Origin of the sequence: Streptomyces sp. NPDC048182 (assembly GCF_043202555.1) — a bacterium.
Taxonomy (GTDB): Bacteria; Actinomycetota; Actinomycetes; order Streptomycetales; family Streptomycetaceae; genus Streptomyces.
In genome coordinates this window covers 197,737-218,807 of sequence record NZ_JBIDAQ010000008.1, presented here as the reverse complement: position 1 = coordinate 218,807, position 21,071 = coordinate 197,737, and the positions used below count along the sequence as shown (strand labels likewise).

The following is a 21,071-nucleotide window of genomic DNA, read 5'->3' as shown; positions in this document are numbered from 1 at the left end:
CTACGGGGTGTTCTGCCGGGGCGCCGGTACGAGCGGCAGGGCGGCCCAGATCACCTTGCCGCCGCTCGCCGTGTGCGCCACGTCGCAGCTCCCGCCGGCCTCCTGCGCGATCTCGCGCACCAGGAGCAGGCCGCGCCCCCCGGTCCGCGCGTAGTCGGTCTCCAGGGGCGTCGGGCGGTAGGGGTGGTCGTCCTCCACCGACACCCGCACCCACTCGGGGCCGACGGCGACCTCCACGGCGAGCGTCGGGGAGAGCACGGCCGCGTGCCGGACGGCGTTGGTGACCAGCTCCGAGACGATGAGGAGCAGGCCGTACGCGGTGTCCTCGGAGACCGGCACGCGCCGGCGAGCCAGCAGGTCCCGCACCGCGTGCCGCGCCTGCGGCACCGAGGCATCGACGGTGGGGGCGGTGAACCGCCAGACCCCTTCGTAGGGCAGCTGCCCCACCGGGCCGGGCCCGCCCTCCTGGTCGTCCATCGTCGGGTCGCCACCCTTGCGCTCGGTCGTCGCCACACGAAGAGTGTCGAGAACGCGTCGGTCCGCCCCGCAGAACTGAATGCAAGTCAGCGGGTATCGAACGATTCCGACCGACTGCGTATGACCGGGCCACGGGTGGGACTGTTCCTGTCCGGATTGTGCCGACTCGGTGGACCGGTGGCGTTCCGGGGCCGCGATCTAGGATCGCCGGCATGGAGCCTCAGCTGATCTCCCGGGTGGCCGACTCGGTCGCCACCGTCGTCGTCCACCACCCGGCCAAGCGCAACGCCATGACGGCCGCGATGTGGCGGGCGGTGCCGGAGCTGCTCGACGCGCTGGCGGACGATCCGGCGGTGCGGGTGCTGGTGCTTACCGGTGCGGGCGGGACCTTCTGCGCGGGGGCCGACATCTCGACACTGCGGGAGTCGGCCGAGGAGGCGCAGGGGCTCGCCGGACGGGCCGAGGAGGCGCTGGCCGCCTTCCCCAAGCCGACGCTCGCCGCCGTCCGCGGGCACTGCGTGGGCGGCGGGGCGCAGCTGGCGGCCGCGTGCGACCTGCGGTTCGCGGCGCACTCGGCGCTGTTCGGGATCACACCGGCCAAGCTGGGCGTGGTCTACCCGGCGTCCGCGACCCGGCGGCTGACCGCGCTGGTCGGGCCGGCGACGGCCAAGTACCTCCTCTTCTCGGGCGAGTTGATCGACGCGGACCGGGCACTGCGGACCGGCCTGGTGGACGAGGTGCTGCCCGAGGAGGAACTGGACGCGCGGGTGGGCGAGTTCACGCGGATCCTCGCCTCCCGCTCCCTGCTCACCCAGGCCGCGGCCAAGGAGTTCGTCGCCGGGCGCACGGACCGTGCCGCGCACTGGGCCGCCCAGGCAGCCGGCAGCGGCGACACCACCGAGGGGGTCGCCGCCTTCCTGGAGCGCCGGGAGCCGCGGTTCGGCTGGGGCGCCGCCACTACGCCAGGCTGAACCGGCTGTTCTTGTGGAACTCCTCGACCAGGTGGGCCGGGGCCTTGTCCGGTGAGCCCGCGTCGTAGGGCGGCTGGGGGTCGTACTCGGTCATCAGCTGGACCGCCTGGGCGTGCTCGTCGCCGGCGACGCGGCCGACCAGGGTGAGGCCCATGTCGATGCCGGAGGAGACGCCGGCGGCGGTGACGTACTTGCCGTCGATGACGACCCGCTCGCCGGTCGGCTCAGCGCCGAACTCGCGCAGCAGGTCGATGGCGAGCCAGTGCGAGGTGGCCCGGCGGCCGGTGAGCAGGCCGGCCGCGCCGAGCAGCAGGGAGCCGGTGCACACCGAGGTGGTCCAGGTGCTGGCGGCGTCGGCGGCGCGGAGCCAGTCGAACAGCGCGGTGTTCTCCATCTGGGCGAACTGGCCGGGGCCGCCCGGGACGACGACGATGTCCGGCGCGGGGGTCTCGGCGAGGGTGCGGTCGGCGACGAGGGCGAGGTTCCCGGCCTCGTTGCGGACGGGTCCGGACCGTTCGGCCACGAAGACGGTCTCCGCGCCGGGGATGCGGGAGAGGGTGTCGTAGGGGCCCACGGCGTCCAGGGCGGTGAAGCGGTCGTAGAGGACGATGGCGATCTGCATGGTCGCGTTCCTTACGGTGGTGGGCTCTGCCGTGATCGGCTTCGGTGATCGGTGATCGGTGATCGGTGATCGGTGTTCGGTGGTCGGTTCAGGTGGCCGGTGCCGGGCGGAAGCGGCGGCGGTACTCGGCCGGCGGGGTGCCGAGCGCCTTGACGAAGGCGCGGCGCATGGCCTCGGGCGTGCCGTAGCCGCTGGCGCGGGCGACCTCCTCGACGCCGTCGGCGGTGTCCTCCAGGAGGCGCCGGGCGTGCTCCAGGCGGACCCGGTCGACGAACCGGCCCGGCGTCGTGCCGGTCTCGGCGCGGAAGGCGCGGGCGAAGTGGCGCGGGGAGAGCCGGGCGCGGGCCGCGAGGGTCTCGATGTCCAGGTCGGCGCCCGGGTGCTCGGTGATCCTCCCCCACTGCCTTAAGGGCGTGGGAGGTGCCCCCAGCTGGAGGTCCCGCAGCGGCTCGCGCCGGGCGGTCTGGGCGGCGAGCTGGGCGCTGAACTGCGCCTGGTTGCCGGGCCGGCGCAGGAACACCACCAGGTGGCGGGCGACGGTCAGCGCGGCGTCCCGGCCGAGGTCCTCCTCCACCAGGGCCAGGGCGAGGTCGATGCCGGCGGTGACGCCGGCCGAGGTGGCCACGTGGCCGTCGCGGACGTAGATCGGGTCGGGGTCGACCTCGACGGCCGGGTGGTCGCGGGCGAGCCGGCCGCAGTACGCCCAGTGCGTGGTGACGCGGCGGCCGTCGAGGAGGCCGGCCGCGGCGAGCAGGATGGCGCCGGTGCACACGGAGACCAGGCGCTCGGCGCGGGGTCCGTTCGCGCGCAGCCAGTCGATGAGGCGCGGGTCGGGGCTCCGGGTGCCGGCGCCGCCGGGGACGAGCAGGGTGTGCGGTCCGGCGGCGTCGGTCAGGGCGCCGTCCGGGACGACGGTCAGGCCGCTGGAGGTGCGCACCGGGGCGCCGTCCAGGGAGGCGGTGCGGATGCGGTAGCTGCCGGGGGTGCTCGTCTCGGCGCCCGCGAAGACCTCCACGGGGCCGGTGACGTCGAGGCTCTGGACGCCGTCGAAGAGGACGACGAGGACGGTTCGCTGCTGCGCCATGCCCACGATTCTTCGCCCGCCCCGGTACGGCCGCAATGACGAGTACCCCACCTTTCCTGCCATGCCCGCCGGCCCGGCAGCGGCCCCCTAGGGCGCGTACTGAGCGGTTGGTAACCTGCCCGCATGACGACTGCCGCCCTGGAGCCGCGTGCCGGCCGCCGCTGCCACAACGCGCTCAACACCCTGCACTCGGCGCACTACTTCGCGCCCGACACCGGCCGCGAGCTGGGCGCGCTCGGGGTCACCGACCCCCGGGCCGTGAACTTCGCGGTGCGCGCCGCGGCGATGGGCCCGGTCGGTCCAGGACCGGTGACCGCGGCGTTCTACAACTACCGGTACGACCTGGTGGCCCGGCACGTGCCGGCGGTGTGGGCCGTGGCCGCCCCCGACCAGGTCCTCGCGGCCCGGCTGCGCGCCGTCGACAGCATGCTGCGCCGCCTGCTCGGCGAGGACGCGGTCCGCTCCCCCGAGATGACCGAGGCCGCCGAGCTGGCCCTGCGCGCCGCCGAGGGCTGCTCGCGCGGCGCCCGCCCGCTGTACGCGGCCCACGCCGACCTGCCGGTGCCCGAGGAACCGCACCTGGCGTACTGGCACGCGGCGACCCTGCTGCGCGAGCATCGGGGCGACGGCCATGTCACCGCGCTGCTGGCCGCGGGCCTCGACGGCCTGGACGCGCTGGTCACGCACACCGCGACCGGCAAGGGCATGACGCCCCGCTGGAACTGCGCCACCCGCGGCTGGAGCCGCGAGGAATGGCAGGCGGCGCGCGAGCGGCTGACCGGGCGCGGCCTGCTGGACGCCGCCGGCGAGCTGACCGAGCGGGGCGCGGCGCAGCGCGCGGAGGTCGAACACGAGACGGACCGCCTGGACGCGGCGCCCTACGCACACCTGGGCGCCGAGGGCGTGGCCCGGCTGACCGAGCTGGGCGCCGTCTTCGCGCGCCGGGCCCTGGCCGCCGGCGCCTTCCCGGCCGACCTGCTCGGCAAGGACTGAGCCGCCGGCGGGGACCGGGGCCCGTCGCCGGTCGCCCGTCGCCCGGTACCGGCGTCGGCCCCGATCGAGCCGGGCCGGGCCGGGCGGGCATGTCGGCGGCGTCGCGAGGTACACGGTCCTTGACCGGCCCGGACGGGCCGGACCGTAGCAACCGAGTGGAGTGGTCCTTCGTGTTCCGTGCCATCGCAGACGTTTTCCGCCAGATCGGCGGCGCCGTCGGCACTGTGGTGACGCTGCCCTTCCGAGCCGTCGCCCGGCTGTTCGGCGGCGCGTCCTCCAGCGCCCACGGCCACCACTGACCCCGGCGGCCCGCGTCCGACCTGCCCGGGCGGCGCCCTGATCCCCGATTGTCGGCACCACCTGCCACAATTGCCGCGCAACCTCAGTGGAGAAGGCGGTACGGGATCGTGACGACACCCGGGTCCATCCGAGCGGGATCCATCGAAGGCAGGATCGCCGAGGAACTCGGCGTACGCGAGCGGCAGGTGAAGGCCGCGGTCGACTTGCTCGACGGCGGTTCGACCGTGCCCTTCATCGCCCGCTACCGCAAGGAGGCGACCGACGGCCTCGACGACGCGCAGCTGCGCACCCTGGAGGAGCGCCTGCGCTATCTGCGGGAGCTGGAGGAGCGGCGCACCGCGGTCCTCGACTCGGTCCGCGAGCAGGGCAAGCTGACCGAGGAGTTGGCGGCGCGCATCCGCGCCGCCGACACCAAGGCGCGCCTGGAGGACATCTACCTCCCCTTCAAGCCCAAGCGCCGCACCAAGGCGCAGATCGCCCGCGAGGCGGGCCTGGAGCCGCTGGCCGACGGCCTGCTCGCGGACGCCTCGGTGGAGCCGCTCGCCGCGGCCGCCGCCTTCGTGGACGCCGGCAAGGGCGTCGCCGACCCGCAGGCCGCCCTGGACGGGGCCCGCGCCATCCTCACCGAGAAGTTCTCCGAGGACGCCGACCTGATCGGCGAGCTGCGGGAGCGGATGTGGGGGCGCGGGCGCCTCGCCGCGCGGGTCAAGGAGGGCAAGGAGGAGGCCGGCGCCAAGTTCGCCGACTACTTCGACTTCACCGAGCCGTTCACCGCCCTCCCCTCGCACCGCATCCTGGCGATGCTGCGCGGCGAGAAGGAGGACGTCCTCGACCTGGTCCTGGAGCCCGAGGAGCCCGTCGAGGGGCCCTCGTCGTACGAGGGGATCGTGGCGAGCCGGTTCGGCATCGCCGACCGGGGCCGGGCAGGCGACAAGTGGCTCAAGGACACCGTCCGCTGGGCCTGGCGCACCCGCCTCCTGGTCCACCTCGGCATCGACCTGCGGCTGCGGCTGCGGACGGCCGCCGAGGACGACGCCGTGGGGGTGTTCGCCGCCAACCTGCGCGACCTGCTGCTCGCCGCCCCGGCCGGCACCCGCGCCACCCTCGGCCTCGACCCGGGCTTCCGCACCGGCGTCAAGGTCGCCGTGGTCGACGCCACCGGCAAGGTGGTGGCCACCGACGTGATCCACCCGCACGTGCCGGCCAACCGCTGGGACGAGTCGATCGCCAAGCTGGCCCGGCTCGCGAAGGAGCACGCGGTCGAGCTGGTCGCGATCGGCAACGGCACGGCCTCCCGGGAGACCGACAAGCTCGGCGCCGACCTCATCGCCCGCCACCCCGAGCTGAACCTCACCAAGGTGATGGTCTCCGAGGCGGGCGCCTCGGTGTACTCGGCCTCCGCCTTCGCCTCGCAGGAGCTGCCCGGCATGGACGTGTCCCTGCGCGGCGCGGTGTCCATCGCCCGCCGGCTCCAGGACCCGCTGGCCGAGCTGGTCAAGATCGACCCCAAGTCGATCGGCGTCGGCCAGTACCAGCACGACCTGTCCGAGGTGAAGCTGTCCCGCTCGCTCGACGCGGTCGTGGAGGACTGCGTGAACGGCGTGGGCGTGGACGTGAACACCGCCTCCGCGCCGCTGCTCGCCCGGGTCTCCGGCATCACCTCGTCCCTGGCGGAGAACATCGTCGCCCACCGGGACTCGAACGGCCCCTTCACCTCCCGCACCGAGCTGAAGAAGGTCTCCCGGCTCGGCCCGAAGGCGTACGAGCAGTGCGCGGGCTTCCTGCGGATCCGCGGCGGCAGCGACCCGCTGGACTCCTCCAGCGTGCACCCCGAGGCGTACCCGGTGGTGCGGCGGATGGTGAAGACCGCCGGGCAGGAGGTGGCGGCGCTGGTCGGCAACACCTCGGTGCTGCGCTCGCTGCGGCCGGCCGACTTCGTGGACGACACCTTCGGTCTGCCGACGGTGACGGACATCCTGCGGGAGCTGGAGAAGCCCGGGCGCGACCCGCGGCCCGCGTTCAAGACGGCCACCTTCAAGGAGGGCGTGGAGAAGATCTCCGACCTGTCCTCCGGGATGGTCCTGGAGGGCGTGGTGACGAACGTGGCGGCCTTCGGCGCGTTCGTGGACGTCGGCGTGCACCAGGACGGTCTGGTGCATGTCTCGGCGATGTCGAAGACCTTCGTGAAGGACCCGCGGGACGTGGTGAAGCCCGGGGACATCGTCAAGGTGAAGGTGCTGGACGTCGACATCCCGCGCAAGCGGATCTCACTGACGCTGCGCCTGGACGACGAGGCCGCGGCGCGGGGCGAGCAGTCCGGCGGGGGCGGCGAGCGGCAGCGCGGCGGCGGCCGGCCGCCCAGGCAGCGGGGGCAGCAGGGCGGCGGCAGGTCCGGCGGCTCGGGCTCCGGCTCCGGGGGCTCGGGCGGCTCAGGCAAGGGCCGGCCCGCGTCCGCCCCGGCGGCGAGCGGGGCGATGGCCGACGCGCTGCGGCGGGCCGGGCTGGCCTAGACGCCCAGTGCGGGAGGCGCCCCCGGGACTCAGGCGGGCGCCTCGGTCACCTTGCCGTCGGCCACCTCCAGGCGCCGGGTCACCCGGACCGCGTCCAGCATCCGCCGGTCGTGGGTGACCAGGAGCAGCGTGCCGTCGTAGGCGTCCAGGGCGGACTCGAGCTGCTCGATCGCCGGGAGGTCGAGGTGGTTGGTCGGCTCGTCCAGGACGAGCAGGTTGACGCCCCGGCCCTGGAGGAGGGCGAGCGCGGCCCGGGTGCGCTCGCCGGGTGAGAGGGTGGCGGCGGGGCGCATCACGTGGTCGGCCTTGAGGCCGAACTTGGCCAGCAGGGTGCGGATCTCCGCCGGTTCGGTGTCGGGGGTGGCCGCCCGGAAGGCGTCGAGCAGCGTCTCGGCGCCGTGGAAGAACCCCCGGGCCTGGTCGACCTCGCCGAGCAGCACGCCGGAGCCGAGCGCCGCGTGGCCGGCGTCGAGCGGGACCCGGCCGAGCAGGGCGGCGAGCAGGGTGGACTTGCCGGCGCCGTTCGCGCCGGTCACCGCCACCCGGTCCGCCCAGTCGACCTGGAGCGAGACCGGGCCGAGGGTGAAGCCGCCGCGCCGCACCTCTGCGTCGCGCAGGGTGGCGACGACGGCGCCCGAGCGGGGCGCGGAGGCGATCTCCATGCGCAGCTCCCACTCCTTGCGCGGCTCCTCCACCACCTCAAGGCGCTCGATCATCCGCTGGGTCTGGCGGGCCTTGGCGGCCTGCTTCTCGCTGGCCTCGCTGCGGAACTTGCGGCCGATCTTGTCGTTGTCGCCGGCCTTGCGCCGGGCGTTCTTCACGCCCTTGTCCATCCAGGAGCGCTGGGTCTGGGCCCGGTCCTGGAGGGCGGAGCGCCGGTCGGCGTACTCCTCGTACTCGTCGCGGGCGTGCCGGCGGGCGGTCGCGCGCTCCTCCAGGTATGCCTCGTAGCCGCCGCCGTAGAGATTGATCTGCCCCTGGGCCAGGTCGAGTTCGAGGACCTTGGTGACGGTGCGGGTGAGGAACTCGCGGTCGTGGCTGACGACGACGGTGCCGGCGCGCAGGGAGGTCACGAAGCGTTCGAGGCGGTGCAGGCCGTCCAGGTCGAGGTCGTTGGTGGGCTCGTCGAGGAGGAAGACGTCGTAGCGGGAGAGGAGCAGGGAGGCGAGGCCGGCGCGGGCGGCCTGGCCGCCGGACAGGGCGGTCATCGGCTGGTCGAGGCCGACGGTGAGGCCGAGGGACCCGGCGGTCTCCTCGGCGCGGTCGTCCAGGTCGGCGCCGCCCAGGGCGAGCCAGCGCTCCAGGGCGTTCGCGTAGGCGTCGTCGGCGCCGGGGGCGCCCTCGACCAGGGCCTCGGTGGCGGTGTCCATCACGCGCTGGGCCTCGGCGACGCCGGTGCGGCGGGCGAGGAAGGCCCGGACGGTCTCGCCGGGGCGGCGCTCGGGCTCCTGCGGGAGGTGGCCGACGGTGGCGGCCGGCGGGGAGAGGCGCACCTCGCCCTGCTCGGGGGCGGCGAGGCCGGCCAGCAGCCGCAGCAGGGTGGACTTGCCCGCGCCGTTGGCCCCGACCAGGCCGATCACGTCGCCGGGCGCGACGACCAGGTCGAGCCCGGCGAAGAGGGAGCGGTCGCCGTGGCCGGCGGCGAGGTTCTTGGCGACGAGGGTGGCAGTCATCAGGGGGCCGATCTTAGCCAGTGTGCCGCAGCCGGGCCTCTGGCATGAGCGGGTCAGGGGGAAGTGGGTAACGTCCCGGTGTGGATACGGACACCGGCGTGCATACGGGCAGCGGACGGGATTCTTCCGAGGTCGTCGTGATCGGCGGCGGGGTGGTCGGGCTGACGACGGCGGTCGTGCTCGCCGAGCGGGGCAGGCGGGTGCGGCTGTGGACGCGGGACCCGGTGGAGCGCACCACGTCGGCGGTGGCCGGCGCGCTGTGGTGGCCGTACCGGATCCACCCGGTCGCGCTGGCGCACGCCTGGGCGCTGCACTCCCTCGGCGTGTACGAGGAGCTGGCGCTGCGGCCGGAACGGACCGGCGTGCGGATGGTGGCGGGGGTGCTGGGCGAGACGGCGCGGGACGAGGTCGACGCGTGGGCGGCGGCGCGGCTGCCGGGGCTGCGGGCGGCCACCGCCGAGGAGTACGGCGGCTCGGGGCTGTGGGCGCGGCTGCCGTTGATCGACATGTCGACTCATCTCCCCTGGCTGCGGCGGCGGTTGGAGGCGGCGGGCGGGGTGGTCCAGGAGCGTACGGTGGCCGACCTCGCGGAGGCGGGGGCGGAGGCGCCGGTGGTGGTCAACTGCACGGGTCTTGGGGCGCGGGAGTTGGTGCCGGACGCGTCGGTGCGGCCGGTGCGGGGGCAGTTGGTCGTGGTGGAGAACCCGGGGATCCGGACGTGGCTGGTCTCCACGGACCCTTCGTCCGGGGAGACGGCGTATCTCTTCCCGCAGCCCGGGCGGCTCGTGCTGGGCGGCACGGCGGAGGAGGACGCGTGGTCGGCGGAGCCGGACCCCGCGACGGCGGCGGCGATCATCCGCCGCTGCGCGGCGCTGCGGCCCGAGGTGGCGGGGGCGAGGGTGCTTGAGCACCGGGTGGGACTGCGGCCGGCGCGGGAGGCGGTGCGGCTTGAGCGGGTGCCGCTGGCGGGTGGGCGGGTGCTGATTCACAACTACGGGCATGGCGGGGCGGGGGTGACGGTGGCGTGGGGGTGCGCGAGGGAGGCGGCGCGGTTGGTGGAGGGGTGACGGGGGGTTGTCGGGGGGCGGCATTGCACAGCCCTGCGTGCAAGGGTGCCCGGGGTGTGAGCTGAGGGCGGGGCGTGGCGCAGCCCGGCGCAGCGGGGTGCCGCTGCGCCCACCCGTGCCGCCCCAGCGGCACGACTGCCCGCAGCTACGTGGGTGGGTGGGCGGGCGCGGCACGACTGCCCGCAGCTATGCGCGGGGGTGGGCGGGTGCGGCACGACTGCCCGCAGCTACGTGGGTGGGTAGGCGGGTGCGGCACGACTGCCCGCAGAGGCGGCACGGTTGCGGCCGACGGTGACTGCAACGCCCCAGGGGCGCGGGGAACTGCGCGACCAGCCACGACGCGCCCGCAGACGACGGACGAGGGTCAGGCCGCTGGGATCCGCTGTGCGATGGGCGGCGCGGTCACCCCCTCACGCGGCGGCGGGGCGATCGAGGCAACCCGCGGCGCGGACGTGGCCTTCGCGAAGGCGGACGTGCCGCCCACGAACGGGACGCGCACCGAGGTGCGGGCCAGATCGACGGTGACCGTCGGACGGTCGGCGGGCGGGTCGATGAGGTCGCGGTCCGTGCCCGCGATGATCAGGGCGAGGCGATGGCCGGCCGGGACGACGTGGTCGGTGGCGGCGAGGGGCAGGGAGATCGTGTAGGGCCGGCCGGGGACGAGCGGGTGGTCTTTGCCGCCCCGGTGGCCGAGGTCCGCCCAGCCCCGGCTGACGACCGTGAAGTCCACGTCGGCGGTCCGGGCCGCCGTCTCCCGGTAGCAGGCGCTGTCGGCCGCCGTGCTCGCCCCCCAGCAGGTGCGGTCCGTGAGCGTGGTGATGCCCTCACCCGCCGCACCGTAGTCGCGGATGGTGTCGGGCCCGAGGTCGGCGAGGACCGCGGTGAGGTGGGCCGTGGGGGTGCTGGACCTCGCGGTGACCGTCAGGCCGGACGCTCCGGCCAGCCGCAGGTCGCGCGTGAGCGGGCCGGTGACGAAGGACGCCTTCTCCGGGCTCGGGGTGTCGGCCCCGGCGGCCCAGTCGGTCTCGCCCAGCGCCGGGTCGTCGGTGAACGCCTCCGTGCCGCGACCGCCGCGCAGTCCGAGGACACCGTCGGCGGCGGGACGCAGGACGGCCGCGTCGGTGCCGCGCGGCGGCCAGGAGCGGGAGGTCTCCCACTGGTCCGGGTGGCGTTCGACGTCGGCGACGGGCTCCCGGTCGATGCCGTTGTCGTAGCCGAGGAGTTCGTGGTCGAACCAGCGGTGCAGGGTCTCGACCCAGTCGCCGCGGCGGTAGTCGAAGGGGTCGACGTGGCCGGTCTGGGAGAGCCAGATCTTGCGCTCGACGCCCGCCCTGCCGAGGGCGTCCCACCACGGACCGACGTGCTGCATGCGGACATTGAGGTCCTGCATGCCGTGCACGAGGAAGACGCTGGCCTTCACCTTCCCCGCGGCCCGGACGTAGTCGCGCTCGGTCCACAGCGGCGTACGGTCGCCGGTGCGCGGGGCGCCGTCCACGAGCCGCTGCTGCACGGCCGCGCAGCGGGCGCGGGCGTCGGGACTGTCGACGTAGTCGGAGAGCCAGTCGGGTCCGGAGTCGTAGAGCGGGGCGCCCTGGGAGAAGTAGTAGTCGTACCAGGTGGAGATGGCGCTGATGGGCACGATGGTCTTCAGGCCCTCGACTCCGGTGGCGGCGACGCCGTTGGCGATCGTGCCGTCCCAGCTCTTGCCGATCATGCCGGTGCGGCCGTTGGTCCAGGTCGCCTTGGCGCGCTCGGCGCCGGTACGGGTGGTGTAGGCGCGGGCGCGGCCGTTCAGCCAGTCCACGACGGCCTTCGCGGAACGGATGTCGGACGGGCCGCCGACGTCGACGCAGCCGTCGGAGCGGTTGGTTCCGGCCAGATCGACGCCGACGAAGGCGTAGCCGCGGGGCACGAAGTAGTTGTCGTAGAAGAGCGGCATGCCGGTCACCCGGCCGGCGGCGTCATAGGTCTTCTTCTGGCTCTCGTTGCCGCGCCCGCAGCAGGAGTAGTACGGGCTGGCGTCCATGATGACGGGCACCTTGCGGCCCCGCGCGGCGGGCTCGCGCGGGCGGACCACGTCGACGGCGACGCGGTCGGCGCGGCCGTCGCCGTCCCCGTCGTACCCGGTGTCGACCCAGACGGCCTCGCGGATCGCGTCGGCGTAGGAGTAGACGGGTTCGCTGCGGCGCGGGGCGGCGTCCGCGCGTGGCGGGGTCAGGAGCAGCGAGGCGGCTGCCAGGAGGGCGGCGAGGGCCGCGGTCGCGAGCGTTCTCCAGGTCGTGAAGCGGCGCGTGCGTGTCGGCATGCGCGGACGCTACAACGGCCGCCCGCCGCGCAGAAGAGGGCCTCGGGGCGCCGGGGGCGTGTGTCGGCCGAATGGCGATCGTGTGACGGGGGTGGCCATGGACACGACGGGGCGCACAGGTGCTGCATAGAGTCCGAACCGACCACTGTCCCCCACGACTTGGAGCTTTCGTGCACCGCAGAATCCTCGTGCCGGGCGCACTGGGCGCCGCCTCCCTGATGCTGGCGATCCCGGCGTCGGCGGCGGCCCGCACCCCCGGCGCCCCGGGTATCGGCGACCCCTACTACCCGGCCTACGGCAACGGCGGCTACGACGTCTCCCACTACGACCTGCGCCTGAAGTACCAGCCCGCCACTGACCGCCTGGAGGGCACGGCGACGATCCTCGCCAAGGCCACGCAGGACCTCTCCCGCTTCGACCTGGACTTCCTGCTGGACGTGGCCGAGGTCCGGGTGAACGGCGCCAAGGCGTCCTTCACCACCTCCGGCGAGCACGAGCTGGTCGTCACGCCGAAGAGCCCGCTCGCCAAGGGCACGCCGGTCACGGTCGTGGTCCGCTACAGCGGGGTGCCGTCCACGAAGCAGGCGTACGGCTTCAGCAGCTGGCACCGCACGCCGGACGGCGGGGTGGCGGCCAACGAGCCCGAGGCGGCCTGGTGGTGGTTCCCGAGCAACGACCACCCCCTCGACAAGGCCACGTACGACGTCTCCGTGCAGGTGCCGGACGGCACCCAGGCGATCTCCAACGGCACGCTCCAGTCGTCCAGTTCGAGCCTCGGGTGGACCCGCTACAACTGGCGCTCCGACAAGCCGCAGGCCACCTACCTGGCCACCCTGGCGCTCGGCAGGTTCGACGTCACCACGGGTACCACCGACGGCGGCATCCCGATCGTCAACGCCTACAGCAAGGATCTCGGCGCCAACGACGGCGCGGCGCGGGCCAGTGTGGAGCGCTCGGGCGAGGTGGTGGACTGGCTGGCCGGGTTCTTCGGGCCCTACCCCTACAGCGCGCTGGGCGGTTACGTACCGAACACGAACACCGGGTACGCGCTGGAGACCCAGACCCGTCCCTTCTACAGCCCCAGGCAGTTCGCGAACGGCTCGAACGTGTCCGTCGTCGTCCACGAGCTGGCCCACCAGTGGTACGGCGACCTGGTCTCCGTGCGGGGCTGGAAGGACATCTGGATCAACGAGGGCTTCGCGCGCTACGCCCAGTGGCTCTGGTCGGAGCACGAGGGCGAGGGCACGGCCCAGGAGCTGGCCGACTACGTCTACGCCTCGCACCCGGCGGACGACCCGTTCTGGCAGGTGGCGCCGGGCGACCCCGGCCCGGAGAACCAGTTCGACATCGCGGTCTACGACCGGGGCGCGCTGGCCCTCCAGGCCCTGCGGAACAAGATCGGCGACACGGCCTTCTTCACCCTGCTGAAGGGCTGGCCGAAGCGCTACGCCTACGGCAACGCGTCGGTCGCCGACTTCCGCCGCTACGCCGAGGAGGTCTCCGGCAAGCCGCTGGCGGCGTTCTTCGACACATGGCTGTTCGACCAGGCGAAGCCGGCGGTGCCGGCGGCCCGGACGGCTCTCTCGCGGCCGGCGCAGCCGAAGTCGTGGCGCAAGATCGCGGCGACGAACGACGTGCACGAGCACTGACCGGCACGGGAAGGGGCCTGCCCGCTCGGCGGACCGGCCCCTTCGGCCCTGCGCCTACTCCGACAGCCCCGACAGCTCCCGGTCGGCGTTCTCGGTCACCCGGCGGCGGACGCCGAACCAGCCGGCGACCAGCATGGCGCCGATGATCGGGATGAGGTATAGGGTCTTGCGGCCGATGTCGGGGTCGTTGCCCATCAGGACGAGGACGGCCACCAGGAAGGCGATGGTGACGATCTCCGTGACCGGGCTGCCCGGGAGGCGGAAGTGCGGCCGGGTGGCGAGGCCCGCGCGGGCCCGGCGGACGAAGACCAGGTGGCAGAGCATGATGATCACCCAGGTGCTGATGACGCCGAGGGAGGCGACGTTCAGCACGATCTCGAACGCCTTGCTCGGCACGAGGTAGTTCAGGCCGACGCCGAGCACGCAGATGCCGCAGGTCAGCAGGATGCCGCCGTAGGGGACCTGGCTGCGGTTCATCACGCGGGTGAACTTCGGCGCGGAGCCGGCCATCGCCATGGAGCGCAGGATGCGGCCCGTGGAGTACAGGCCGGAGTTCAGCGAGGACATCGCGGCGGTCAGCACGACCAGGTTCATCACGTCGCCCGCGGCCGGGACGCCGGCCTTGGAGAGGACGGTGACGAAGGGGCTCTGATCGCCGGAGTAGGCGGAGCCGGGCAGCAGCAGGGCCAGCAGGACGACCGAGCCGACGTAGAAGACGGCCACCCGCCACATGATCGAGTTCACCGCGCGCGGGACGATCTTCTCCGGCTCGGCGGTCTCGCCGGCGGCGACGCCGACCAGCTCCAGGGCGGCGTAGGCGAAGATCACGCCCTGCATGACGAGGACGACCGGCATCACGCCGTGCGGGAGCAGTCCGCCGTGGTCGGTGATCATGCCGGTGCCCGGGGTGTAGCCGCCCACCTTGTGCTGGGTGGCCAGCAGGAAGATGCCGATCAGCATGAAGGCGACGAGGGTGGTCACCTTGACGATGGAGAACCAGAACTCCATCTCGCCGAAGATCTTCACCGAGATGAGGTTGACGGCCAGGACCACCGCGAGGGCGGCCAGCGCCAGCGCCCACTGCGGGATGCTGGTGAACAGGCTCCAGTAGTGCGTGTACAGCGCGATGGCGGTGATGTCGGCGATGCCGGTGGTCGACCAGTTGAGGAAGTACATCCAGCCGGCGACGTAGGCGCCCTTCTCGCCGAGGAACTCGCGCGCGTACGAGACGAAGGAGCCGGACGAGGGGCGGTAGAGGACCAGCTCGCCGAGGGCTCTGACGACGAAGAAGGCGAAGACGCCGCAGACCAGGTAGGCGATCGCCAGCGCCGGGCCGGCGTCGCGCAGGCGGCCGCCGGCGCCGAGGAAGAGTCCGGTGCCGATCGCGCCACCGATGGCGATCATGTTGACGTGGCGGGCCTTGAGGTCCTTGCTGTAGCCGGCGTCGCCCGCGTCGGCGGGTGTTCCGGTCGCCCGGGGGTGGTCGGCGACCTGTGCCGTGTCGACGGCGTCCTTGCTCACGGGTGGTTCCACTCTCTGGTGCGCCGGGGCGGTGTGCGCCGCCCCGGTCGTCCGTACAGTGACGTGGCCCGCACCACCCTGAGCGGCACAGACCAAGGCAGCACCTTCCCACGACGTTCCGTCGTCATGCGGTGGCCCATGTCACAGAGCGTGACTTCTCACATGATCGGCACGGGGCGTTCACGCGGTGTCCGCGGGTGTCGCAGTTCTGGTGGGACAGCGATACTGCTGCACATGACGACCACCGGTGCCGGTACCGAGGACCCGACCCTCACCGTCGACGAGCTGGCCGCGCGGGCGGGGGTCACGGTGCGGACGGTCCGCTTCTACAGCGGCAAGGGGCTGCTGCCGCCGCCGGTCATCGGGCCCCGGCGGGTCGGGCACTACGGGCGCGACCACCTGGCCCGGCTGGCGCTGATCGAGGAGCTTCAGCGTCAGGGGATGACGCTGGCGGCGATCGAGCGGTACCTGCGGCGGCTGCCGTCCGGGCTGACGCCGCATGACCTCGCGCTCCAGCGGGCCGTGGTGGCGTCGTGGGCGCCGGAGAGTGTGGAGCGGGTCTCGCGGGAGGAGCTGGATCGGCGGGCGGGGCGGGTGCTGAGCGACGGGGAGATGGAGCGGCTGGGGGCGATGGACGTCCTCGCGCTGGACGGGGACGGCTACCGGGTCGACGCAGGGCTGCTCCGTCTCGGGGTCGAGCTGCTGGATGTGCCGTTCTCGCAGGAGACGGTGCTGGCGGCTCGCGCCGCGCTTCTGGAGCATTCGCGTGCCGCCGCCCGGGACCTGTCGCTCCTGTTGCGCGACGCGGTCGCCGAGCGGGACGCGCGGGATGTGCGGTCGTTGTCCGCGGTGATGCATCCGCTGGTGGTGGAGGCGTTGCTGACCACGTTCCAGCGGTCGCTGCGGGAGGAACTGCGAGGGTGGCTGGACGGGGACGCGCCGTAGGAACAGGGGGTGGCGCAGCCCGGCGCGACGGGGTGCCGCTGCGCCCACCCGTGCCGCCCTAGCGGCACGACTGCCCGCAGCGGCGGCACGGTTGCGGCCGACGGTGACTGCAACGCCCTAGGGGCGCGGGGAACTGCGCGACCGGCCACGACGTGCCCGCGGACGGCCGGCTAGCTGAACACCTCCCCCTTCTCCGCCTTCTCCACCAGCAGCGCCGGCGGCGTGAAGCGGTCGCCGTACTGGGCGGAGAGTTCGCGCGCACGGGCGACGAAGCCGGGGAGGCCGCCCTCGTAGCCGTTGATGTACTGGAGGACACCCCCGGTCCAGCCGGGGAAGCCGATCCCGAGGATGGACCCGATGTTGGCGTCGGCCACCGACGTCAGCACGCCCTCCTCCAGGAGCCGCACCGTGTCCAGCGCCTCGGCGAAGAGCATGCGCTCCTGCATGTCCCGGAACGGGATCGAGTGCCCCGGCACACCGAAGTGCTCGCGCAGCCCCGGCCAGAGCCCCGCCCGCTTGCCGTCGTCCCCGTACTCGTAGAAACCGGCACCCCCGCTGCGCCCGGGCCGCTGGAACTCGTCCACCATCCGGTCGATGACCGCCTCCGCGGGGTGCGCGGTCCACGTGCCGCCCGCCTCCTCCACGGCCCGCCGCGTCTCCGTACGGATCTTGCGCGGCAGCGTGAGCGTCAGCTCGTCCATCAGGGAGAGCACCTTGGCCGGGTACCCGGCCTGCGCCGCCGCCTGCTCGACGGAGGCCGGCTCGACGCCCTCGCCGACCATCGCGACGCCCTCGTTGATGAAGTGGCCGATGACCCGGGAGGTGAAGAAGCCGCGCGAGTCGTTGACGACGATCGGCGTCTTGTTGATCTGCCGGACCAGGTCGAAGGCCCGGGCCAGCGCCTCGTCGCCGGTGCGCTCGCCCCTGATGATCTCGACCAGCGGCATCTTGTCGACCGGTGAGAAGAAGTGCAGCCCGATGAAGTCGGACTGCCGCTCGACGCCCTCGGCCAGCGCCGTGATCGGCAGCGTGGAGGTGTTGGAGCAGAGCAGCGCGTCCGGCGCCACGACCTGCTCGATCTCCTGGAAGACCTTGTGCTTGAGGGACGTGTCCTCGAAGACGGCCTCGATCACCGCGTCGCACCCCGCGAGGTCGGCGGCCTCGCCGGTCGGCGTGATCCGGGCGAGCAGGGCGTCGGCCTTGTCCTGGCCGGTCCGCCCCTTGGCGACCGCCTTGCCGCACAGCTTCTCGGAGTACTCCTTGCCCTTGAGCGCGGCCTCCAGGGAGACGTCCTTGAGGACCACCTCTATACCGGCGCGGGCGCAGGAGTAGGCGATGCCGGCGCCCATCATGCCCGCGCCGAGCACGGCCACCTTGGTCACCTTGCGCTGCTCGACGCCCTTGGGGCGGTTGGCGCCGGAGTTGACCGCCTGAAGGTCGAAGAAGAACGCCTGGATCATGTTCTTCGCGGTCTGCCCGGCGGCCAGCTCCACGAAGTACCGCGCCTCGATGACCTGCGCGGTCTCGAAGTCGACCTGGGCGCCCTCGACGGCGGCGGCCATGATGTTGCGCGGCGCCGGGTAGGGGGCGCCGTTCGTCTGCTTGCGCAGGTTGGCCGGGAAGGCGGGCAGGTTGGCGGCGAACTTGGGGTGCGCGGGGGTGCCGCCGGGGATGCGGTAGCCGGGCCGGTCCCAGGGCTGCGCGGACTCGGGGTGGGCGTCGATGAAGGCGCGGGCCTGCGCGAGCAGCTCCTCGCGGGTGGAGACCACCTCGTCCACCAGGCCGTTCTCCAGGGCGCGGCGCGGGTTGTACTGCGTTCCCTGGAGCAGCACCTTCAGCAGCGCGTCGGTGATGCCGAGCAGCCGGACGGTGCGGGTCACGCCACCGCCGCCGGGCAGCAGGCCGAGGGTGACCTCGGGGCAGCCGATCTTGGAGCCGGGGGCGTCCAGGGCGACGCGGTGGTGGCAGGCGAGGGCGATCTCGTAGCCGCCGCCGAGCGCGGCGCCGTTGATCGCGGCGACGACCGGCTTGCCGAGGGTCTCGATGCGGCGCAGGTTCCGCTTCATGGCGAGGCCGCCGTCGAAGAGGTCCTGCGCGGTGTCCGGGGTGACGCGGATCAGGTCGCGCAGGTCGCCGCCGGCGAAGAAGGTCTTCTTGGCGGAGGTGACGATGACACCGCGGATGGCGTCCTTCTCGGCCTCCAGGCGGTCGGCGACCGCGGCGAGGGACGCGCGGAACGCCTGGTTCATGGTGTTCGCGGACTGCGCGGGGTCGTCCAGGACGAGGGTGACGACGCCGGTGTCGTCCTGCTCCCAGCGGATGGTGGTGCTCTCGGTCATCTCAGGGTCTCCGTAGAGGTCTCGGTGCCGCAGGGAGGTCAGACGCGCTCGACGATGGTGGCGATGCCCATGCCGCCGCCCACGCACAGCGTGGCCAGGCCGTACCGCTTGTCCTGGCGCTCCAGCTCGTCGATGAGGGTGCCGAGGATGATCGCTCCGGTGGCGCCGAGCGGGTGGCCGAGCGCGATGGCGCCGCCGTTGACGTTGACCTTGTCCAGGGACAGGCCCATGTCCTTCACGAACCGCAGCACCACCGCGGCGAACGCCTCGTTGATCTCGACCAGGTCGATGTCCTCGATCGACAGCCCCGCCTTGGCGAGCGCCTTGCGGGTGGCCGGGGCGGGGCCGGTGAGCATGATGGTGGGCTCGGAGCCGGAGACGGCGGCGGAGACGATCCGGGCGCGCGGGCGCAGGCCGTAGCGCTCACCGGTCTCCTTGGAGCCGATGGCGACCAGGGAGGCGCCGTCCACGATGCCGGAGGAGTTGCCCGCGTGGTGGACGTGGTCGATCTTCTCCACCCAGTGGTACTTCTGCAGCGCCACCGCGTCGAAGCCGCCCAGCTCGCCGATGTCGGCGAAGGACGGCTTGAGCCCGGCGAGGGAGTCGGCGGTGGTGCCGGGGCGCAGGTGCTCGTCGCGGTCGAGGACGGTCAGGCCCGACCGGTCGCGGACCGGCACGACGGAGCGCTCGAAGCGGCCGTCCTTCCAGGCCGCGGCGGCCCGCTCCTGGGAGAGGGCGGCGTACTCGTCCACGTCGCGGCGCGAGAAGCCCTCGATGGTGGCGATGAGGTCGGCGCCGATGCCCTGCGGCACGAAGTTGGTGGCGAGGTTGGTCATCGGGTCGTTGAACCAGGCGCCGCCGTCGGAGGCCATCGGCACCCGGGACATCGACTCCACGCCGCCGGCCAGGACCAGGTCCTCCCAGCCGGAGCGGACCTTGGCGGCGGCCAGGTTGACGGCCTCGAGGCCCGAGGCGCAGAAGCGGTTCTCCTGGACGCCGGCCACGGTGTCCGGGAGCCCGGCGGCGATGGCGGCGACGCGGGCGATGTCGGAGCCCTGGTCGCCGACCGGGCCGACCACGCCGAGCACGATGTCGTCCACGGCGGCCGGGTCGAGGTCCGGGAAGCGGGCGCGGATCTCGTGGATGAGGCCGACGACCAGGTCGACGGGCTTGGTGCCGTGCAGGGCGCCGCTGGCCTTGCCGCGGCCGCGCGGGGTGCGGATCGCGTCGTACACGTACGCTTCGGTGGTCACGGGCGGGCCTTTCGCTGAGGGTCGGGGGAGGCGGTGAGCTGCGGGACGTCCCAGTCGCGGGCCACGGCCTCGGTGTCCGCGCCGGGCCGGGCGGGCGCGGTGCGCACGGCGGTCGGGGTGGCGGAGAAGCGGGGCGCGGGGGCGGGCTGGGTGGTCCCGGCGTGGTCGGTGAAGGTGGCGCGGGCGGCCAGGTGCGGGTGGTGCGGGGCCTCGCGCAGCGAGAGGACGGGGGCCACGCAGGCGTCCGAGTCCGCGAAGACGGCCGTCCACTCGTCTCGGGTGCGGGACTTGAAGCGGGCGGCGACGGCCGCGCGCAGTTCGGCCCAGCGGGCCGGGTCCTCGCGGGGCGGCACCGGCTCCGGGAGGCCGAGCAGCTCCAGGAAGGCGTCGTAGAAGCGCTGTTCCAGGGCGCCGACCGCCATGTGGCCGCCGTCGGCGGTCTCGTAGGTGCCGTAGAAGGGGCTGGAGCCGTCGAGGAGGTTGGCGCCGCGCCGGTCCTGCCAGGCGCCGGCCGCGAGCATGCCGTGGATCATCGCGGTGAGGTGCGCGGTGCCGTCCACGATCGCGGCGTCCACGACCTGCCCGGTGCCGGTGGCGCGGGCGTGGTGGAGGGCGGCGAGGACGCCGACGACCAGGTAGAGGGAGCCGCCCGCGTAGTCGCCGAGCAGGTTGGCGGGGACGGCGGGGGGCCGGTCGGGGTCGCCGATCAGGGAGAGGGCGCCGGTGACGGCGATGTAGCCGATGTCGTGGCCGGCGCGCGGGGCGAGGGGCCCTTCCTGGCCCCAGCCGGTCATCCGGCCGTAGACCAGGCGGGGGTTGCGGGCGTGGCAGTCACCCGGGCCGACGCCGAGGCGCTCGGCGACGCCGGGGCGGTAGCCCTCGATCAGGACGTCGGCGCGTTCGGCCAGGTCCAGGACGCGGGCGGTGCCCTCGGGCGTCTTCAGGTCGAGGACGACCGAGCGCTTGTTGCGGTTGGTGACGTCGTGGGCGGGGTCGATGCCGAGGCCGGGCCCGCCGGGCCGGTCGACGCGGACGACGTCGGCGCCGAGGTCGGCGAGCAGCATGGCGGCGAACGGGCCGGGCCCGATGCCGGCCAGCTCGACCACGCGGACGCCGGCGAGCGGGCCGTGCGGTGGCGTGCCCGCGGTGCTGCCCGCCGAGCGCCCCGCGGTCGGTGGCGTGGCCATGCGGTCCCCTGTCTGTGACACAACCGATGTAACACCAGCGATGCTAGGAAGGCGTCCCGCGCGGCACAAGGGGTGACCGAGCAAGCGCTTAGTCGATTATGGCCGGACACCGCCGTGGACGCCGCACCTCACGCTAGCCTCGGCCCCGCGCGACGGCGCGCCACGCGCCCCGCGC

General features: G+C 73.7%; 16 protein-coding genes. 7 read left to right on the top strand and 9 right to left on the bottom strand.

Features of this window, described 5'->3' with window-relative positions:
• Positions 1 to 513 (bottom strand): ATP-binding protein, encoded by a 513-nt coding sequence (locus ACGFZL_RS18300; protein WP_393692830.1) that lies wholly within the window; start codon positions 511 to 513, stop codon positions 1 to 3.
• A 176-nt stretch (positions 514 to 689) separates the two neighbouring features.
• On the opposite strand from ACGFZL_RS18300, the gene ACGFZL_RS18295 reads away from it, so the two are divergent.
• Positions 690 to 1,448: an enoyl-CoA hydratase/isomerase family protein gene (locus ACGFZL_RS18295; RefSeq protein WP_393692828.1), complete on the top strand. Its 759-nt coding sequence runs from the start codon at positions 690 to 692 to the stop codon at positions 1,446 to 1,448.
• Here the strand turns inward: ACGFZL_RS18295 and ACGFZL_RS18290 are convergent.
• Positions 1,435 to 2,070, bottom strand: coding sequence for a DJ-1/PfpI family protein (locus ACGFZL_RS18290; protein ID WP_355170529.1), 636 nt, complete (start codon positions 2,068 to 2,070; stop codon positions 1,435 to 1,437). The genes ACGFZL_RS18295 and ACGFZL_RS18290 overlap by 14 nt on opposite strands.
• 88 nt (positions 2,071 to 2,158) lie before the next feature.
• Positions 2,159 to 3,154: a GlxA family transcriptional regulator gene (locus tag ACGFZL_RS18285; RefSeq protein ID WP_393692826.1), complete on the bottom strand. Its 996-nt coding sequence runs from the start codon at positions 3,152 to 3,154 to the stop codon at positions 2,159 to 2,161.
• A gap of 123 nt (positions 3,155 to 3,277) precedes the next feature.
• Between ACGFZL_RS18285 and ACGFZL_RS18280 the strand changes: the two genes are divergently transcribed.
• The 3 genes from ACGFZL_RS18280 to ACGFZL_RS18270 all read left to right on the top strand — a co-directional run bounded on the left by ACGFZL_RS18280 (position 3,278) and on the right by ACGFZL_RS18270 (position 6,957).
• Positions 3,278 to 4,147 carry an SCO6745 family protein gene (locus tag ACGFZL_RS18280; protein WP_393692824.1) on the top strand — a complete coding sequence of 290 codons (870 nt, stop codon included), beginning with the start codon at positions 3,278 to 3,280 and terminating at the stop codon, positions 4,145 to 4,147.
• A gap of 170 nt (positions 4,148 to 4,317) precedes the next feature.
• On the top strand, positions 4,318 to 4,446 hold the full coding sequence (locus ACGFZL_RS18275) for an LPFR motif small protein (protein ID WP_355170523.1): 129 nt from the start codon (positions 4,318 to 4,320) through the stop codon (positions 4,444 to 4,446).
• Positions 4,447 to 4,554: 108 nt separating this feature from the next.
• Positions 4,555 to 6,957, top strand: a complete 2,403-nt coding sequence (locus ACGFZL_RS18270) for a Tex family protein (protein ID WP_393692822.1) — start codon at positions 4,555 to 4,557, stop codon at positions 6,955 to 6,957.
• Positions 6,958 to 6,986: 29 nt separating this feature from the next.
• Here ACGFZL_RS18270 and ACGFZL_RS18265 read toward each other — a convergent pair whose 3' ends face one another.
• The gene (locus ACGFZL_RS18265; protein ID WP_393692820.1) at positions 6,987 to 8,630 is read right to left on the bottom strand and encodes an ABC-F family ATP-binding cassette domain-containing protein; all 1,644 of its coding nucleotides are present in this window, start codon (positions 8,628 to 8,630) and stop codon (positions 6,987 to 6,989) included.
• 80 nt (positions 8,631 to 8,710) lie between these two features.
• Here ACGFZL_RS18265 and ACGFZL_RS18260 point away from each other — a divergent pair, with 80 nt between their 5' ends.
• A complete protein-coding gene (locus ACGFZL_RS18260) occupies positions 8,711 to 9,697 on the top strand; it encodes an FAD-dependent oxidoreductase (protein ID WP_393692818.1) in 987 nt (328 codons plus the stop codon).
• A gap of 364 nt (positions 9,698 to 10,061) precedes the next feature.
• On the opposite strand, the gene ACGFZL_RS18255 is transcribed toward ACGFZL_RS18260, so the two are convergent.
• Positions 10,062 to 12,002, bottom strand: coding sequence for a Xaa-Pro dipeptidyl-peptidase (locus ACGFZL_RS18255; protein ID WP_393692816.1), 1,941 nt, complete (start codon positions 12,000 to 12,002; stop codon positions 10,062 to 10,064).
• Between the two features lie 170 nt (positions 12,003 to 12,172).
• Here ACGFZL_RS18255 and ACGFZL_RS18250 point away from each other — a divergent pair, with 170 nt between their 5' ends.
• On the top strand, positions 12,173 to 13,651 hold the full coding sequence (locus ACGFZL_RS18250; protein WP_393692814.1) for a M1 family metallopeptidase: 1,479 nt from the start codon (positions 12,173 to 12,175) through the stop codon (positions 13,649 to 13,651).
• Between the two features lie 54 nt (positions 13,652 to 13,705).
• Here ACGFZL_RS18250 and ACGFZL_RS18245 read toward each other — a convergent pair whose 3' ends face one another.
• Positions 13,706 to 15,172, bottom strand: a complete 1,467-nt coding sequence (locus tag ACGFZL_RS18245) for an amino acid permease (RefSeq protein ID WP_355170512.1) — start codon at positions 15,170 to 15,172, stop codon at positions 13,706 to 13,708.
• Positions 15,173 to 15,406: 234 nt separating this feature from the next.
• Between ACGFZL_RS18245 and ACGFZL_RS18240 the strand changes: the two genes are divergently transcribed.
• Positions 15,407 to 16,117 (top strand): MerR family transcriptional regulator, encoded by a 711-nt coding sequence (locus ACGFZL_RS18240; protein ID WP_393692812.1) that lies wholly within the window; start codon positions 15,407 to 15,409, stop codon positions 16,115 to 16,117.
• A 170-nt stretch (positions 16,118 to 16,287) separates the two neighbouring features.
• Here the strand turns inward: ACGFZL_RS18240 and ACGFZL_RS18235 are convergent, their stop codons facing one another.
• Genes ACGFZL_RS18235 through ACGFZL_RS18225 form a run of 3 tightly spaced genes read right to left on the bottom strand, consistent with a single transcriptional unit; the run spans position 16,288 to position 20,896 of the window.
• Positions 16,288 to 18,456, bottom strand: a complete 2,169-nt coding sequence (locus ACGFZL_RS18235; protein WP_393692810.1) for a 3-hydroxyacyl-CoA dehydrogenase NAD-binding domain-containing protein — start codon at positions 18,454 to 18,456, stop codon at positions 16,288 to 16,290.
• A 38-nt stretch (positions 18,457 to 18,494) separates the two neighbouring features.
• Positions 18,495 to 19,709 carry an acetyl-CoA C-acetyltransferase gene (locus tag ACGFZL_RS18230; protein ID WP_393692808.1) on the bottom strand — a complete coding sequence of 405 codons (1,215 nt, stop codon included), beginning with the start codon at positions 19,707 to 19,709 and terminating at the stop codon, positions 18,495 to 18,497.
• Positions 19,706 to 20,896, bottom strand: coding sequence for a CaiB/BaiF CoA transferase family protein (locus ACGFZL_RS18225; RefSeq protein WP_393692806.1), 1,191 nt, complete (start codon positions 20,894 to 20,896; stop codon positions 19,706 to 19,708). The genes ACGFZL_RS18230 and ACGFZL_RS18225 overlap by 4 nt, the downstream gene beginning before the upstream one ends.
• Positions 20,897 to 21,071: the final 175 nt, after the last annotated feature.